The following is a 16,913-nucleotide window of genomic DNA, read 5'->3' on the forward strand; positions in this document are numbered from 1 at the left end:
CTCGGTTAATTCGGAGAGTCCGATCGCGGCCATGGGCCGCTCCTGCAGAGAACGATCACGGGAATCGAGATGAAAATCACCTACCGCGAAGCCATGCGCGCCGCCCTGCGCGAAGCGCTGCAACAGGATGAGCGGGTCTTCCTGATGGGCGAGGACGTGGGCCGCTACGGCGGCTGCTACGCGGTGAGCCAGGGGCTGCTGCAGGAGTTCGGCGAGGAGCGCATCCGCGATACGCCGCTGTCGGAATCCGCGTTTGTCGGCGCCGGCATAGGCGCAGCGCTGGGCGGCATGCGCCCGATCGTCGAGGTGATGACGGTCAACTTCAGCCTGCTGTGCCTGGACCAGATAGTGAACACCGCCGCCACCCTGCGCCATATGTCCGGCGGCCAGTTCAGCGTGCCGGTGGTGCTGCGTATGACCACAGGCGCCGGGCGCCAGTTGGCCGCGCAACACTCCCACAGCCTGGAGTGCTGGTACGCCCACGTGCCCGGGTTGCGCGTTATCGCCCCGGCCACGCTGGAGGATATGCGCGGCATGCTGCGGGTGGCGCTGGAGGACCCTGATCCGGTGATCATTTTCGAGCACAACGCGCTCTACAACCGCGAGGGCGAGCTGGCGGAGGATGTGCGCGTCGAGGATATCCGCCGCGCCGAGGTCCGTCGGGCAGGCACGGATATCAGCCTGATCTGCTACGGCGGCAACCTGCACAAGAGCCTCGAGGCCGCCGATGCACTGGCACAGGACGGAATTGACGCAGAAGTGATCGACCTGCGTTCCCTGCGCCCGCTGGACGAGGGCACGATTTTGAATTCGGTGCGCAAAACCCGCCGTGCGATGATGATCGACGAGGGCTGGCGCAGCGGCAGCCTGGCGGCGGAAATCGGCATGCGCATCGCCGAGCTGGCCTTCTACGACCTGGACGCGCCACTGGCTCGGGTGTGCACCGCCGAGGTGCCCATCCCCTACCCCAGTCACCTGGAGCAGGCGGCCCTGCCACAGGTGGAGACCATCGTCGAGAAAGCCTGCGAGGTGATGGGACAAAATGTCTGAGTTTCGCCTGCCCTCACTCGGCGCCGATATGGAAGCCGCCACCCTGCGCGAATGGTTCGTCAAGCCCGGTGACTCCGTAAAGAAAGGCGATATCGTCGCTGCGGTGGAAACCGACAAGGGCATTATCGACATCGAGATTTTCGAGGCCGGCACCGTCGACAATATCCTGGTACAGCCGGATGAAAAGGTGCCGGTAGGGACGGTACTGGCAACTTTGCGCGGTGAAGGCGAGCCCGAGGAAGAAGGCGAAGAAGAGAAAGCAGAAGAAGAAATAGAAAAAGTAAAAAAGGAAGTAATCGCAGAAAAACAACCGTCGGCCGCGATAGAGGCAGTCCCGCCCACGGAGCGCAAGCGAATCTCCCCCGCCGCGCGCAAACGGGCACGCGAGCTGGGCCTGGATCCCGAGACCATTCGTGGCACTGGTCCCGGCGGCGCTGTCACCCTGGAAGACGTCGCCAGCAGTGCCGGCCCGGCGGCGCCGGCGGAAACCGTGGCCGAAAAACCGGAAGCCGCCGCGACCGGCATGCGCCGCGCCATAGCCGAAGCCATGGCACGCTCGAAAAAGGAAATTCCCCACTACTACCTTTCCACCAGCATCGATCTGACCCCCGCACTGCATTGGCTGGAAAAATGTAACGCCGAACGGCCACTACCAGAGCGTATGGTCTACGCGGTACTGCTGCTGAAGGCCGTAGCGCGAGCACTGGAAAAAATTCCGGAGATGAACGGATTTTTGCTCGACGGCGAAACACAGATCCACAGGGATGTGCATATCGGTGTCGCCATCTCCCTGCGCAGTGGCGGCTTGGTGGTGCCGGCACTGCACGGGGTGCACGAAAAAGACCTGGACAGCCTGATGCCCGAGTTTGCCGACCTGGTCAACCGTGCCCGCGGGGGTCACCTGCGCGGCTCCGAGTTGCGGGATGCCACCATCACCGTCACCAGCCTCGGCGAACAGGGCGTGGAGACGGTGTTCCCGATCATCTACCCGCCGCAGCTGGCGATCGTCGGCTTCGGCTCGATCGTCGACAGAATCCGGCCGGTGGGCGGAAAGCCGCAGCTGCGGCGGATCATCAATGCCAGCCTTGCCGCCGACCACCGGGCCAGCGACGGCCACCGCGGCGCACTCTTCCTGGCCGAAATCGACCGCCTGTTACAGGAGCCGGAAAAACTATGACAAGAGAGGAAATCAGGTCCCTGGCACTGGAGAAACTGTTGCAGGTGGCGCCGGATATCGACCCCGAACAGCTGGACCCCGCTGTGCCGGTGCGCGATCAGTACGATTTCGACTCCATGGACTTCTTGAATTTCGTCATCGCCCTGGGGCGGGAATTCCAGACGGATATTCCGGAAAAGGATTACGCGGAACTGCAGAGCCTGGAGGGCGCCGTCGACTACCTGGCGCGAAGTATCGACAGCAACGTGTCCGGGGAATAGCACTCGCCGGACTGACGAAAATATATGTAGGGGCGAACCTAGTGTTCGCCCGGAGGGTCCGGAGCTCGCATCTGCGGACATCAATCACTCTACTGAGAAGGCTGTTATGCGCCAGGTAGATAGTGAATTTTTACTGGACGAACTCGGTATCGACCATTTAAAGAATGCCTCGGCACTCGGCGCCCTGTCCGACCAGGCGATCGCTTACCTGCTGGAAAAGGGGCGTGTTTACTCGCTGCGCAAGGGTGAGACACTATTCGAAGACGGCGGACCGGGGGATACCTTCTTTATCATTCTCAAGGGCTCATTTGCTTACTATCTGCCAGTGAATGGTTATAACAAGTACATACGCGACTTCCATTATGGAATGCAGCCTTCAGATAAATGGACTGGGGAACTGAAACGCGGCATTTCCGGGCGAGCCGCTACTGCTTCATCACTTCCTCAACCCGTTGTGTCGTCACCTCCACACCACTGTTATCCCAACGGCTGTAAACAAACGTCAGCACATTGGCGATCTCCTCGGCGCCCAGGTTCAAACGCGGCATGACGCTGTTGTAGGTCTCGCCATTGACCTGAATCTCGCCCTTCAGGCCCTCGCCAACGGCGCGAATGGCCCGCTCCACATCGGCGTTCAGGTAATCCGACGCGGCCAGCGGCGGGAAATTGTTGGGCACGCCGCGGCCGTCCGGCATATGGCAGGCGGCACAGACATTCTGGTAAATGTGTTCGCCACGGGCGATGCGCTCCTCCCTACTCTGCGCGCCCACCTCTTCGGGTGCACCGCGATCCGGCATCGCTTGTACGGCGCCGCCCTCCGGCAGGTAGACCGCCTGCCGCTGCAGGCCGGAGAAGATCGTGTCCTCCGCTTCGCCCTCTACGACTATCTTGCCCAGTGCCCCCTTGTTGAAGGCGCGGAATATCGAGTGGTCCACCAACAGGAACTCCCCCGGTACCTCCACCTTGAATTCGACAATGGCGGCACCTCCGGCGGGTATCAGCGTGGTCTGCACATTGTGGTTGGTGGCGGTGCCGGCCTCGATGCGCACGGTATCGAAAATCTCGCCGATCACATGGAAGGAACTGACCAGGTTGGGGCCTCCATTGCCGACAAAGAGGCGGATGGTCTCGCCCTTTTTGGCCGGCAGTGCCCCCTCACCGGTCAGCGCGCCCACTGAGCCATTGAACACTACATAGTCCGGCTGCTCCCGCAGCGCCTTCTCCATATCGAAGGGCTGCAGGCCGCGATCGCCGTGGGCGCCGCGGGTGTAGAAATCCCCCTGCACGACATAGTACTCCCGGTCCACGGTTGGCAGGCCCTCCTCCGGTTCCACCAGGATGAGGCCGTACATGCCGTTGGCGATATGCATACCCACCGGGGCCGTAGCGCAGTGATAAATGTAGAGGCCCGGATTCAGCGCCTGGAAACTGAATACGCTCTCCTGGCCCGGCGGTGTCAGGGACGCCACCGCGCCACCGCCGGGTCCGGTGACCGCGTGCAGGTCGATATTGTGCGGCACCTTGCTGTCGGCGCGGTTGGCGAGATGGAACTCCACCAGGTCGCCCCGCCGCGCGCGAATGAAGCTGCCGGGCACAGTGCCGCCAAAGGTCCAGAAGGTGTAGTCGACGCCGTCGGCCATGGGCATGACCTTTTCCTGTACCTCCAGATTGACGATCAGCCTGGTCGGGTAATCCCGCTCTATCGGCGGCGGCACCTGCGGCGGCGGGGTAAGCTGGGCCACTTGCTCGCCGCGGATCTGCGACACCGCGGGCGGCGACCAGGCCACCTTCTCGTCAGGGTGGTCCGCAGAGACAGGTAATTTTCCTTCACTCGCCGGGCCGCAGGCGGCGACGGCAAGCAGGCACAGGGTTGCGAGGCTGCGCACTATGATCGGTTTGGTATCTTGGGGATGGGACACCGGATCACCTCCTTGTGGGGATAGGTGTACTTGCTCGCTTAGCATGGCTTGAAACCCGGCCGGTTTCCAACCCATGGGGCGGCTGCTAATATTCGCAGACGATGAAAACTGCAGCCAATTCCACTTTCACCAGAATTGTTGCCCTCGCCGCAATACTCCTGTTGTTGCTGCAGGTGCAGACGGTGTTTGCCTGCGAAATGATGGAGCATCCCGAGCCCCAGTCCAAGTGCTGCTGCGAGCATATGGCGGCGGGAGCGGATCCGGATTGCGACTGCTGCAACGTCGATACCCAACTTACTCTCAAAGCCGAAGGGTCAGACCAGCAACCGTTGCTGCCCACAGCCCAGTTTGCGCTGGAGCTGCCGCAGTTGGCCGCGCCACACGCCCAGTGGCCGCCAATACTGGCTCCCCCTGAGATTGTCCCTGTCGCAACAAGCCACCGAATCCCCTCCCATCCCGGCAGCCGCACCTGGCTGGCCACCCTGCGCCTGCGCATCTGATCCACCCCTCCGCTGCTAAATCACCGATTTTCCCTTGAACAGAGGCGCGCCTGCGCGCCTGCCCATAAGGAGTGGAACCTTGTCTAGCGGACAATTACTGGCGGTACTGGCCCTGGCCGGTGCCCTGCTCACGCCTGGCGCCCGGGCGCAATCCGGCTGCGAGCCACCACCGGCGGCAGACAGCGAAACCCTGGTACAGGTGGCGCTGGCCTGCAATCCCGGGCAGTTGGCCCTGGAAGCGCGGGTACGCGCCCAGGCCGAGCGTGCCGCTGCCAGCGGCCATTTGGACGATCCGAAACTAATGCTGGGCGTCGCGCCCAAGACCCTCGGGCAGGACGATGTACGGGACGGCTACCTGGTGGAGTTCAGCCAGTCCCTGCCCTGGCCCGGCGTGCTGGAGCTGCGCCGCGCAGTAGAGGAGGCCGGCACCGACAGCCGTGCCTTCGCCTACGACCAGGGCGCGGTGGAGCTGGCGCTGGCGCTGCGCCTGGCCTACGCCGACTGGCTCTACCGCGAGCGACTGATCGCCATCAACCGCCGCCACCAGTCCCTGTGGCAGACCTTCACGGACAGCAGCCGCGCGCGCTACGCCGCGGGCAGCGGCGGCAAGTCGGATGTGCTGAAGGCCAGGCACGAGGAGCACCAGTTGCATATCGAGGCGCTGGCACTCAAGCAGGCCGCGGAGAGGGACAGGAGCCGCCTTGCGCGCCTGGCCAATCTCAACCCCCATGATCTCCCCGCCGTCAGCCGGGAGCCCCGGCGTGGACCTCCGGCGGATGCCCTGGCCCTGGCGCTGCAAAGCCTCGACACACAGCCGCAACTGCAGCGGCTGGGCGCCGAGCGGGAGCGCAACGCGCGCAAACTGGCGCTGGCGGAGAAGGACCGCTACCCCAACTTCTCCCTGCTCGCGCGCCACAACAACCAGTGGATGAATCCCGACCAGCGCTTTTTCGTCGGGGTGGGCTTCAACCTGCCGATGGATATCGGCGGCAAGCGCTCCGCCCGCGAGCGCAGCCTGGAGGCGGAGCGGCTCGCCATCGAGTGGCAGCGCCGTGACACTGAACTGGCTCTGGCGGACACGCTGCGCCGCACCGACAGCCGCTACCGCGAGGCCGGCGACACCCTACAGATGTACCGGAAGGACCTGCTGCCGCTGGCGCGGGAGAGCCTCGCCACCGCTCGCGACGAGTTCGCCGCGGGCAGCGGCGATTTCCTCGGCCTGCTGGTGGCCGAGCGCAACCTGCTGCAAGTGGAGCGCGGCGCGCAGGCAGCGGAGCGCGATCGCCTGGTGGCGGCGGCCCAGCTCACCGCCGCCGCGGGGCTGGTGATGCTGGACGACTGGAATTCGCTGGAAGGGGGCGGGAAATGAGCGCGGCAATTTGCCTCCTACAAAGAGTTACGCGAGAAGAATTTTGGGGAAAATGACAGTGACAACCAAAACCAAGTACCTGGCCGGTGCCCTGTTGCTGCTGGTCGCCGCCATCGCCGCCTTCTGGATGCTGCAGAGCGGGCCGCCGCAACCGGCGAAGACCGCGGGCAAATTCATCCAGGCGAATTCTTTCCGCGTGGACGTCTCCATAGACCCGCAGCAGCCGCGCGCGGGTAAAAATCGCATCCGCATCGAAGTCCGCGACAGTGATAACAACCCGGTCACCGGCGCGCGGGTAAGTGCCGTGGGCGTGATGCCGGCCATGGGCGCCATGCCGGAGATGCGCGCGCCGGCGGACATCGCCGAAACCTCGCCGGGCGTCTACCGCGGCGAATTCGAGCTGTCCATGGACGGCGCCTGGCCGCTGACGGTGGTAATCGCAAGCGGCGGCGAGCGGGTGCAGCTGGGCTTCGACATGACCACCAGCCGCAGCGGCCTGCGCCTCACCTCGAAGCCCGGCATGGAAATGGCAGTAACCGACGACGCCGACGTCGTGGTGGATCCCCGCCGGCGCCAGGCCATTGGCATCCGGGTCGGCACCGTCGAGCGCAGACCCTTTGCCATGCCCCTGCGCCTGCAGGGACGCATCACCTACGACGAAACCCGCCTGTCCGACATCACCCTGCGCTTCGACGGCTGGATCGGCGAACTGGACGCGGACTTCGAGGGCAAGCCCGTGGCCCGCGGCGATGTCCTGTTCACCGTGTACAGCCCGGAACTGCTGTCGCTGCAGGAGGAATACCTGCAATCCGCCAGGCGCGGCGGCGCATTGCAGCAGGCCGCGCACAAACGCCTGAAACTCTGGGGACTCAGCGACAGGCAGATTGCCTGGCTGGGCGAACAGAAAAACGCGCGCGACTATGTGCCCATCTTCGCACCAGTGAGCGGCGTCATCATCGAGAAAAACATCGTCGCCGGCTCCGCCTTCAAAAAGGGCCAGCCGCTGCTGCGGCTGGCGGATTTGCGCCGGCTGTGGATCGAGGCCTTCGCCTACGAGCAGGACCTGCCGCTGATCGAGGCAGGCATGGAAGCGCGGGTGGACCTGCCCAACCGCTATCTGGACGATTTCACCGCGCAGGTGTTTCAGGTGGACCCCTTCCTGCAGAGCGACACCAGGACCGCGCGGGTCCGGTTGGCCCTGGATAACAGCGCCGGCAATTTCCAGCCGGGCGCCCTGGTCAATCTCACGCTGAGTGCCCCCCTCGGCAACCTGCTGCTGGTACCGGAGGACGCAGTGCTGATTGCCGGCGAAAAGCGCTTCGTGTTCCGCGAACTCGGCGGCGGCCGGCTGCAACCGGTACGGGTGCGCACCGGCTATAGCGACGGCGAACATATCGTGGTGCGCAGCGGCCTCGGTGAAGGAGACAGAATCGTCACCTCCGGCGTCTTCCTGGTCGCCGCCGAGAGCCGACTCAAGGCGGGGATCGACCAATGGTAGAGAAACTGATTGCGCTCTGCGCCAGGAATCCCGGCATCACCCTGCTGCTGGTGGGGCTGCTCGCCCTGGCCGGCTACCGCAGCATGCTGGCCGCACCACTGGACGCCATTCCCGACCTGTCCGACGCCCAGGTGATAGTGCACACGGCCTGGCCCGGACGCAGCCCGGATCTGGTGGAGGACCAGATCACCTACCCGCTTACCAGCGCTTTACTGGGTGTGCCCGGAGTGAGGTTCGTGCGCGGGCAGAGCATGTTCGGCGACAGTTTCGTCTACGTCATATTCGAAGACGGCACCGATATCTATTGGGCCCGCTCGCGGGTGCTGGAATACCTGAACCAGGTGAGCGGGCAACTGCCCGAGGGGGTAACTCCGACTTTGGGGCCGGACGCTACCGGCGTGGGCTGGGTATTCCAGTACGCGCTGGTGGACCGCAGCGGCAAACACGATCTCGCCGAGCTGCGCTCACTGCAGGACTACAAGCTGCGCTACTGGCTCACCGCTGTCGAGGGCGTGGCGGAGGTGGCCTCAGTGGGCGGCTTCGTGCGCGAATACCAGGTACAGATAGATCCCTACCGGCTGGCGAATTTCAATATCCCATTGCGCAAAGTGGTGGAGGCCGTGCGCAGCGCCAACAACGACGCGGGCGGGCGCGTGCTGGAGATCGCCGGCCACGAGCAGTTCGTGCGCGCGCGCGGTTACCTGAAATCCAAGGACGACCTGCGCAAGGTGGTGATCGGCGTGGACGCCCACCATATCCCCGTACTGCTGGAGCAGGTGGCGGACATCAGCTTCGGCCCCGCCCTCCAGCGCGGCCTGGCGGAGCTGGACGGCGAGGGGCAGACGGTGGGCGGCATAGTGGTGATGCGCTATGGCGAGAATGCGCTGGCGGTAATCGACAGGGTCAAGCAGCGTCTGGAAGAGGTGCAGGCGGGGCTGCCCGAGGGCGTGGAACTGGTGATCACCTACGATCGCTCGGAGCTGATACTGAACGCCATCGACAACCTGAAGCACACGCTGATCGAGGAAATGATCGTGGTGGCGCTGGTGATCTTCGCCTTCCTGCTGCACGTGCGCTCGGCACTGTTAGCGGTGACCACCCTGCCCGTCGCCATACTGCTGGCGTTTATCCCGATGTATTTCCAGGGACTCACCGCCAATATCATGTCCCTCGGCGGCATCGCCGTAGCCATAGGGGCCATGGTGGATGCGGCGGTGGTGATGATCGACAACGTTCACAAAAAACTGCACCACCAGGGCGACAGGAAAAAGATCATCGTCCAGGCCATGCAGGAGGTGGGCCCGAGTATTTTCTTCTCACTGCTGATCATCACCATTTCCTTCCTGCCGGTATTTTCCCTGGAGGCCACCGAGGGCCGCCTGTTCAAGCCGCTGGCCTACACCAAGACCTACAGCATGGCCTTTGCGGCGATACTCTCGGTCACCCTGATCCCGGCATTGGCGGTGCTGCTGATCAGGGGAAGATTCCGGGCGGAGAAAAACCCGCTCAACCGCTGGCTGATCGCCACCTTCCTGCCCGCCATCCGCTTCTCGATAAAACATCGCAGGGCGGTAGTCGCGGCGGCCCTGCTACTGCTGATTATTGCCGCGCTGCCGGCGCAGCAACTGGGCAGCGAATTTATGCCACCGCTGAACGAAGGCAGCATCCTGTATATGCCCACCGCCCTGCCGGGCATGTCCATCACCGAGGCCGGCTCGGTGCTGCAGCAGATGGATGCGGAGCTGCGGCAGTTCCCCGAGGTGGAGCGGGTGTTCGGCAAGATAGGCCGCTCCACCAGCGCCACCGACCCCGCGCCCCTGTCCATGGTGGAAACCGTGATCACCCTGAAACCCCGGGAACAGTGGCGCGAGGGAATGGATTGGGACAGTCTGCTCGCGGAAATGGACGAGAAGCTGCGCTACCCGGGCATGCCCAATATCTGGTGGATGCCGATCCAGACCCGCACCGAGATGCTCGCCACCGGCATCCGCAGCCAGCTCGGCATCAAGGTGTTCGGCGACGATCTGGCGCGCATCGAAGAGACCGCGGTGGCCATCGAAAAAGCGCTGCAGGAGGACCCGCGCACTGCGCCCCACACCCGCAGTGCCTTCGCCGAGCGCATTACCGGCGGCTTCTTCCTGGATTTCGATATCGACCGCGCGGCCGCCGCCCGCTACGGGCTGAACGTGCAGGACATAGAGGATGTGGTGGAGGCCGCGGTGGGTGGCATCACCACCACCCAGACGGTGGAGGGCCGTGAGCGCTACGGGGTGAACCTGCGCTACGCGCGCGACTATCGCGACTCCCCCGATCAGTTGGAGCGGGTTCTGGTGCCGGCCCGGGGACTCACCCAGGTGCCCATCACCGAAGTGGCGGACATCCGCTTCCGCACCGGTGCCCCCATGATCCGCAACGAGGACGCGCAGTTGGTGGGCTTCGTGTTCGTGGACCCCAGGGGCGACATCGGCATCGCCGACTATGTGCACCTGGCCAGGCAGGTGGTGGCCGAGCGGGTGCAGCTCGCCCCCGGCCAGCGCCTGGGCTGGGCCGGGCAGTACCAGTATTTCGAGCGCGCCAAGGGCAGGCTGCAGTGGATGATTCCCGCCACCCTCTTCGCCGTCTTCCTGCTGCTGTATATCCACCGCGGGCGCGTGGCGGACACCCTGTTCGTGTTCACGGCCATGCCCATGGCCCTGATCGGCGCCGTGTGGCTGCTGTACCTGCTCGATTACAACCTGAGCGTGGCGGTATGGGTGGGCATGATCGCCATGGCCGGACTCGCGGCGGAGATGGGACTGTTGATGCTGCACTATTTATCGACCGCTCCAGGCAGTCAGCGCAACGCCGAAAGCGAAACTGGTTCGGGGGACTTTATCGAAAGCGTGGCCCAGGCGGCGGCGCAGCGCATCCGCCCCATGCTGATGACCAGCTTTACCCTGCTGATCTCACTGGTACCGGTGATGCTTTCCACCGGCACCGGCGCCGACGTGATGAAGCGCATCGCCGCGCCCATGGTGGGCGGAACTCTATCCGCACTGGTATTCGTACTATTGGTAATGCCGGCGATTTTCGTGCTCTGGAAATGGAAACCGGGAAACGGGAACAGGGTGTGAAAACAGCAACAGTACGGGCAAAGGCGCACAGCGACGTGCCCATCTTCCGCGGCCTTGATGGGCACGCTTCGCGACGCCGACGGCGTCCGTCTGCCCGACGCCCACGGCGGCGCAGTTGAAGCCCCTACGACAGCAACTGAAGACTCCCTACTACACTAATGGCCAGGGAATGGATTCACGGAAGAAGCAATGGCCTATCGGCGAAGGGGCATGGCACCGCTCCTGTTCCTGGCCGCCGCGCTCGCGCTGGCGGCCTGTACGCCGCTGCCCGCGGACTTGGGGCGGGGCCAGGTGGTCGAGCAGGTTCGGGCGCGGGGCCGGCCGGCACAGGCGGTGGATCCAGGGCAGGTCCCCGCGCTGGTAGCCGAGCTCAGCGCCGTCCCGCTGACCGCCGACAGCGCCATGCAGATCGCGCTGGTCAACAACCCGGAAATACGTGCCCACTACGCCAAACTGGGCATCGCTGCCGCCGAGGTATATCGGGCCGGGCGCATCCGCAACCCGATCTTTTCCGCCGCGGTGCTGGACTCCAACCGCTCGGGCGAAGTGAGCCAGAACACCTACAGCCTGGTCGCCTCCCTCTCCGACCTGATCACCCTCCCGGCCCGCAAACGCCTGGCAGCGGCGGAGTTCGCCATAGTACAGCGGGAAGTCGGCGCCGAGCTGCTGCAGCTGGCGGCGCGGACGGAGGCAACCTTCTACCGCTTTGTCGCCATGAAGCAGGTGGCCGTCATGCGCGCGCAGGTAGCGAAAGCCGCGGAGCTGTCACGGCAACTGGCGCAGCGCTACTTCGAGGCCGGCAACCTGACCCCGCGCGAACTGGCACTGGAAAAGGCGGCGGCCGCGGAGGCGCAGATAGACGCGCTGCAGGCCGAAGACGCCGCCTTCATCGCACGCACCAAGTTGGCGACGATTCTCGGGCTCTCAGTGGCCGGCGGCTGGGACGCGCCTGCACAACTGGAGATGCCGGTGGCGCGGGAGGACGAACTGGGAGATCTGTTGCTGCTGGCGCGGGACAACCGCCTGGACCTGGCCGCCGCCACGGCGCGCGCCGACCGGCTGGCGGACGAACTCTGCTACAACAACTGGCGGCGCTGGCTCGGCGAACTGGACATAGGTGTAGAGCGCGAGCGCGAAACCGACGGCGCCTACCTGACGGGCCCGACCCTCGACTGGGAGATTCCCATTTTTACCCGGCACCGCGACCGGCTGCTGGAACTGGATGCCGAGTTGCAGGCGGCCATCAGCGAGGTGGCGCGGCTGCTGCTGGACAGCGACAACGACGTGCGCCTCGCCTATGCCGGCACCCAAAATGCCCGCGCGCGCGTGGAGGCGTTCAGGACCCGGCTGTTGCCTGCGCGCATGGAGGCGGTGGCCCAGGCTCAGCTGGAAGAGAACTTCATGCTGATCGGCACCTTCGAGCTGCTGCTCAGCAAGCAGCGGGAGTACGACGCCTACCAGGGCTACCTGGAGGCGTTGGGGGACTACTGGATAGCCCGCGCCGCGCTGGCGGAAGCCGTGGGCCGTCGCTTGCCCAGCAGTGACAGCATGGCCACCGGACAAGTCGATGTGAAAGAACTGCTGCGCCCGGCGGCGGGCGCCGTGCACGGCGGGCACGCGGAAAAACGCCCGCAACCGGAAACGCGCAGAGACACACAGGAGGCACCGGCGCATGAACATGGACGCCACTGAACGGCGCGGCGCAGGAGGTTCAGGATGATTTCCCGGCGCAGGTTCCTGCAGGCCGGCGGCCTCGGCTCACTGGGCGCGGCGCTTGACGCGCAGGCGGCCGGGAGCAATGCCCAGCCGCCGGGCGCGGCGCAACCTAAACCTGCGAAAGCCTCCGCCTATGTGCCGGTGCACACTCTCAACGGTTGGACCCTGCCCTACGTGATGAAGGACGGGATCAAGGAGTTCCACCTGGTGGCGGAGGAGTTCGAACACGAATTCGCCCCCGGCACAGTGGCCAAGTGCTGGGGCTACAACGGCACCACCCCCGGGCCCACCATCGAGGCGGTGGAAGGAGACCGGGTGCGCATACTGGTGACCAACCGCCTCAAGGAGCACACCACCGTCCACTGGCATGGCATCATCCTGCCCAGCGGCATGGACGGCGTGGGCGGCGTGTCCCAGCCGCATATCCAGCCCGGTGAGACCTTCGCCTACGAATTCACTCTCAAACAGCACGGCACCCATATGTACCACCCGCACGCGGACGAGATGGTGCAGATGGCGGCGGGCATGATGGGCATGTTCATCATCCACCCGCGCGAGCCCGAATCGGAACCGGTCGATCGCGACTACTGCTTCGTGCTGCACAACTGGGCGGTGCACCCGGGCACCTACCGGCCGGACCCGGCGGTGATGGTAGAGTTCGACCTCTGGACCATCAACAGCAAGGTGTTCCCGGCCATAGACCCGGTCGTCGCGCGCACCGGCGAGCGGGTACGGGTGCGCATGGGCAACCTGTCCATGTGGAATCACCCGATGCATATGCACGGCGTGCAGTTTTACGTCACCGGCTCGGACGGCGGCCGTTGGCCCCGCGCCCAGTGGCGAACGGAGGCCACCGAAATCGTCGCCGTGGGCCAGACCCGCGACATAGAGTTCACCGCAGTTCCCGGCGACTGGGCCTTCCACTGCCATATGGCGCACCACACCATGAACGCCATGGGCCACGAGGTCCCCAACCCCATGGGCGTGGACCAGAGCGGCGTAGCGGATGAAATCAGCAAGATGCTGCCGGGTTTCATGCCCATGGGCCGCTACGGCATGGCCGAGCACCAGGAGCACGTGGACGCCGGCCACCACCCGGGGCCACGCAACACCCTGGCGATGATGGTGGGCAAAGGCCCCTACGGCAATATCGAGATGGGCGGCATGTTCACCCTGGTCAAGGTGCGCGACGACCTGGCGCCCGGGGACTACAGCGATCCCGGCTGGTACAGGGCGCCGCCCGGCACCGTGGCGTGGCTGGTCAGCAACGACCCGAATTACGGCGAGCCGCCGCGCCGCCCCGGCTGAAAGCCTTGCCAAGGCAGCCGCGGGCCTCTAGGATTACGCGGGTTTCAACCAATCGATTTTCACAATGCGCACACGGACCGGCATGACACTGCTGCTGTTGCTGCTCCTGGCCGTCTCCGGCCGGGTACTGGCGGCTCCCTGTGCGATGGACTCCCCCGGCCACGACGCCACCCCGGCGGCGGAAATGCAGTCGGCGCATTGTTCCGCCAGCGACCACCACTGTGGCCAACAGGGCGGTCACGACCATGACCCGAATAGCGCCGACTGCGATCCGGGCTGCAACTGCTGTCCCGGCCACTGCGCCGCGGCACTCGCCGGCGATCCGCCCGCAGATGCAGCAGCGGGCTGGACACCGGCCAACACCTACTCCGATCTCAATTCCGATCCTTCCCCCGAAGGCATGATCCGCCCGCCGCAATCCCGCTGACACGGGACAGGTGCGCCTTTTTCCGGCGCCCATTCCGCTTTTCTTGAAGATTTCATCGCGCCGTGCCCGGCCGCGACCCTGTCATTAACTGGAAGAAAAACCATGTACCGCAAAGTTATCCTTGCCGCCTTTGGCGGCCTGGCGCTGTTGGCGCTGGCAGCCTGTACCGAGAAGCCGCCGGCCGGCTCGCAACTGACCACCTATAAATCCGCCACCTGCGGCTGCTGCAAGGAATGGGTGGCGCACGCGCGCGACAACGGCTTCAGTGTCATCGCTCACGATGTCGACGACCTCAACGGCATCAAGAACCGCCACCAGGTGGAACCCCGCCACCAGTCCTGCCACACCAGTGTGTCGGCGGAGGGCTATGTCTTCGAGGGCCATATCCCGGCCAAGCTGATCCGCCGGTTCCTGCAGAACCCGCCGGCGGGCGCCCGCGGTCTCGCCGTACCGGCCATGCCCCTGGGCAGCCCGGGCATGGAAGTGGGCGACCGATTCACACCCTATGACGTCCTGCTTCTCAATAACGACGGCAGCGAGAGCGTCTACGCACGTATAGACAGACCCGAGCAGCAGCATTGAGGTACCCATGAAAAAAAGAAACGGACTCCAGTTCGAACCACCGCAGCTGTCGCGGCGACGCTTCGTCACCGGCATGGCCGCCGGTGCCGCCCTGCTGGGCATGCCCGCCGGGCTCGCTGCCGGCACACCGCGCGCGGGCGCCGCGCCACAGACACTGCGCGGCAACCGCTTCGACCTGAATATCGGCTACCTGCCGGTGAACTTCACCGGCCGCGAGCGCACCGCGGTGGCCGTGAACGGCAGCGTGCCCGGCCCGGTATTGCGCTGGAAAGAGGGTGAAACAGTCACGCTGAACGTCACCAACCACTTGGCTCACGACACCTCCATCCACTGGCACGGCATCATCCTGCCGAGCAATATGGACGGCGTGCCCGGGCTCAGCTTCAACGGTATCAGGCCCGGCGAAACCTTCACCTACCGGTTCCAGGTGAACCAGAGCGGCACCTACTGGTACCACAGCCACTCGGACTTCCAGGAACAGCAGGGACTCTACGGCAGCATCGTGATCGATCCGGCGGGCGCGGACCCGGTGGCCTACGACCGCGACTATGTGGTACTGCTGTCCGACTGGAGCGACGAGTCGCCGCACGATATCTACGCCAAGCTGAAAAAAGAGGGCCACTACTACAACCGGCGCCGCCGTACCGCCGGCGACCTGTGGCGCGAGATAAAGGACAAAGGCGTGGCGGCGACCTGGCGCGACCGGGAGATGTGGAACCTGATGCGTATGTCGGACCGCGATATCTCCGACGTAACCGGCTACACCTACACATTTTTGATGAACGGCCAGACGCCAGACGCCAACTGGACCGCGCTGTTCCGCAAAGGCGAGAAAGTTCGACTGCGCTTTATCAACGCCGCCGCCATGTCCATTTTCGATATCCGCATCCCCGGCCTGAAAATGACCGTGGTGGCCAGTGACGGCCAGGACATAGAGCCGGTCACCGTGGACGAATTCCGCATCGGCGTGGCCGAGACCTACGACGTGATTGTCGAGCCGGACGGCGACAGCGCCTACACATTGTTCGCCCAGACCATAGACCGCAGCGGCTTCGCCCGCGGAACCCTGACTGCGGACCCCGGCCTGCACGCGGCCGTGCCGGCGATGGACTACGCCCCGGTACTAACACACCGCGACATGGGTATGGGCCACGGCACGCACGGCGGCATGGACCACAGCCAGCACGGCGGCATGGGTGGCATGGGTCACAGCCAGCACGGCGGCAGCATGGGTGGCATGGATCACAGCCAGCACGGCGACATGGGTGGCATGGACCACAGCCAGAACGGCGGCATGGGTGGCATGGACCACAGCCAGAACGGCGGCATTGGCGCCATGGACCACAGCCAACACCGGGCCGGGCCGCAGAACTACAGCCTGCACGGCGGCCGCCCTGAGCTGGGCGGCATGCAGGGCGTCTGGTACACCGACAACCTGGGCCGCGCCGGTCACGGCAGCAACAGCCCTATCGTGCACCTGCCGAGCGAATACGGTTACGGTGTCGACATGCGCTCGGAAATGCCGATGAACGGCCTGCACGACCCCGGCATAGGCCTGCGGGATCACATGCAGCGCTATGGCCGCCGGGTGCTGAACTACGGCGACATCCGCAACCTAACCCCGACCATCGATCGGCGACAACCGACCCGCGAGCTGCAGCTGCACCTGACCGGCAATATGGAACGCTATATGTGGTCCATGGACGGCATCAAGTTCAGCGACGCCGAGCCGCTGATGCTGAAATACGGCGAGCGGATCCGCATCACGCTGGTCAACGATACCATGATGACCCACCCGATCCACCTGCACGGCATGTGGAGCGAACTGGAAACCGGCGATGCCGAGTACATACCGCGCAAGCACACGATCATCGTGCAGCCCGGCTCGCAGATCAGCTACCTGGTCACCGCCGACGCCTACGGCCGCTGGGCCTACCACTGTCACCTGCTGTACCACATGCCGGGTATGTTCCGCGAAGTGCGCGTAGTTTGAG

Annotated in this window: 13 protein-coding genes; 12 read left to right on the forward strand and 1 reads right to left on the reverse strand. The window is 64.8% G+C overall.

Annotation, left to right across the window (positions count from 1 at the left end):
• The first annotated feature begins 69 nt into the window (after window positions 1-69).
• From AC6R19_RS11390 to AC6R19_RS11400, 3 genes are read left to right on the forward strand one after another with little or no spacing between them, the layout of a single operon-like run.
• The gene (locus tag AC6R19_RS11390) at window positions 70-1,050 is read left to right on the forward strand and encodes an alpha-ketoacid dehydrogenase subunit beta (protein ID WP_500579936.1); all 981 of its coding nucleotides are present in this window, start codon (window positions 70-72) and stop codon (window positions 1,048-1,050) included.
• Window positions 1,043-2,227 (forward strand): dihydrolipoamide acetyltransferase family protein, encoded by a 1,185-nt coding sequence (locus AC6R19_RS11395; RefSeq protein WP_500579937.1) that lies wholly within the window; start codon window positions 1,043-1,045, stop codon window positions 2,225-2,227. Before AC6R19_RS11390 ends, AC6R19_RS11395 begins: the two co-directional genes overlap by 8 nt.
• Window positions 2,224-2,487: an acyl carrier protein gene (locus AC6R19_RS11400; protein WP_500579938.1), complete on the forward strand. Its 264-nt coding sequence runs from the start codon at window positions 2,224-2,226 to the stop codon at window positions 2,485-2,487. Before AC6R19_RS11395 ends, AC6R19_RS11400 begins: the two co-directional genes overlap by 4 nt.
• Window positions 2,488-2,912: 425 nt before the next feature.
• Here AC6R19_RS11400 and nirK read toward each other — a convergent pair whose 3' ends face one another.
• Window positions 2,913-4,406: a copper-containing nitrite reductase gene (gene nirK / locus AC6R19_RS11405; protein WP_500579939.1), complete on the reverse strand. Its 1,494-nt coding sequence runs from the start codon at window positions 4,404-4,406 to the stop codon at window positions 2,913-2,915.
• 101 nt (window positions 4,407-4,507) lie between these two features.
• On the opposite strand from nirK, the gene AC6R19_RS11410 reads away from it, so the two are divergent.
• The 9 genes from AC6R19_RS11410 (at window position 4,508) to AC6R19_RS11450 (ending at window position 16,912) form a co-directional block, all read left to right on the forward strand.
• A complete protein-coding gene (locus AC6R19_RS11410) occupies window positions 4,508-4,906 on the forward strand; it encodes a hypothetical protein (protein ID WP_500579940.1) in 399 nt (132 codons plus the stop codon).
• 79 nt (window positions 4,907-4,985) lie between these two features.
• Window positions 4,986-6,275 (forward strand): TolC family protein, encoded by a 1,290-nt coding sequence (locus tag AC6R19_RS11415; protein WP_500579941.1) that lies wholly within the window; start codon window positions 4,986-4,988, stop codon window positions 6,273-6,275.
• A 58-nt stretch (window positions 6,276-6,333) separates the two neighbouring features.
• Window positions 6,334-7,773, forward strand: a complete 1,440-nt coding sequence (locus tag AC6R19_RS11420; protein ID WP_500579942.1) for an efflux RND transporter periplasmic adaptor subunit — start codon at window positions 6,334-6,336, stop codon at window positions 7,771-7,773.
• Window positions 7,767-10,886 (forward strand): efflux RND transporter permease subunit, encoded by a 3,120-nt coding sequence (locus AC6R19_RS11425; protein ID WP_500579943.1) that lies wholly within the window; start codon window positions 7,767-7,769, stop codon window positions 10,884-10,886. Before AC6R19_RS11420 ends, AC6R19_RS11425 begins: the two co-directional genes overlap by 7 nt.
• A 189-nt stretch (window positions 10,887-11,075) precedes the next feature.
• Window positions 11,076-12,578, forward strand: coding sequence for a TolC family protein (locus tag AC6R19_RS11430; RefSeq protein WP_500579944.1), 1,503 nt, complete (start codon window positions 11,076-11,078; stop codon window positions 12,576-12,578).
• Window positions 12,579-12,602: 24 nt separating this feature from the next.
• Window positions 12,603-13,910, forward strand: coding sequence for a multicopper oxidase family protein (locus AC6R19_RS11435; RefSeq protein WP_500579945.1), 1,308 nt, complete (start codon window positions 12,603-12,605; stop codon window positions 13,908-13,910).
• A 64-nt stretch (window positions 13,911-13,974) separates the two neighbouring features.
• Entirely contained in the window at window positions 13,975-14,337 is a 363-nt protein-coding gene (locus AC6R19_RS11440) for a hypothetical protein (RefSeq protein WP_500579946.1), read from the forward strand.
• Between the two features lie 102 nt (window positions 14,338-14,439).
• Window positions 14,440-14,919: a DUF411 domain-containing protein gene (locus AC6R19_RS11445; RefSeq protein WP_500579947.1), complete on the forward strand. Its 480-nt coding sequence runs from the start codon at window positions 14,440-14,442 to the stop codon at window positions 14,917-14,919.
• 7 nt (window positions 14,920-14,926) lie between these two features.
• Window positions 14,927-16,912, forward strand: a complete 1,986-nt coding sequence (locus AC6R19_RS11450) for a copper resistance system multicopper oxidase (RefSeq protein ID WP_500579948.1) — start codon at window positions 14,927-14,929, stop codon at window positions 16,910-16,912.
• Window position 16,913: the final 1 nt, after the last annotated feature.

This window comes from Microbulbifer sp. SE14 (assembly GCF_059834885.1).

Bases quoted from the DNA above. Each gene is read 5' to 3' on its own strand.
- AC6R19_RS11395 (WP_500579937.1), top strand. From the start codon at position 1,043: ATGTCTGAGTTTCGCCTGCCCTCACTCGGCGCCGATATGGAAGCCGCC.
- AC6R19_RS11390 (WP_500579936.1), top strand. From the start codon at position 70: ATGAAAATCACCTACCGCGAAGCCATGCGCGCCGCCCTGCGCGAAGCG.
- AC6R19_RS11435 (WP_500579945.1), top strand. From the start codon at position 12,603: ATGATTTCCCGGCGCAGGTTCCTGCAGGCCGGCGGCCTCGGCTCACTG.
- AC6R19_RS11400 (WP_500579938.1), top strand. From the start codon at position 2,224: ATGACAAGAGAGGAAATCAGGTCCCTGGCACTGGAGAAACTGTTGCAG.
- AC6R19_RS11425 (WP_500579943.1), top strand. From the start codon at position 7,767: ATGGTAGAGAAACTGATTGCGCTCTGCGCCAGGAATCCCGGCATCACC.
- AC6R19_RS11450 (WP_500579948.1), top strand. From the start codon at position 14,927: ATGAAAAAAAGAAACGGACTCCAGTTCGAACCACCGCAGCTGTCGCGG.
- AC6R19_RS11445 (WP_500579947.1), top strand. From the start codon at position 14,440: ATGTACCGCAAAGTTATCCTTGCCGCCTTTGGCGGCCTGGCGCTGTTG.
- AC6R19_RS11430 (WP_500579944.1), top strand. From the start codon at position 11,076: ATGGCCTATCGGCGAAGGGGCATGGCACCGCTCCTGTTCCTGGCCGCC.
- AC6R19_RS11410 (WP_500579940.1), top strand. From the start codon at position 4,508: ATGAAAACTGCAGCCAATTCCACTTTCACCAGAATTGTTGCCCTCGCC.
- AC6R19_RS11440 (WP_500579946.1), top strand. From the start codon at position 13,975: ATGCGCACACGGACCGGCATGACACTGCTGCTGTTGCTGCTCCTGGCC.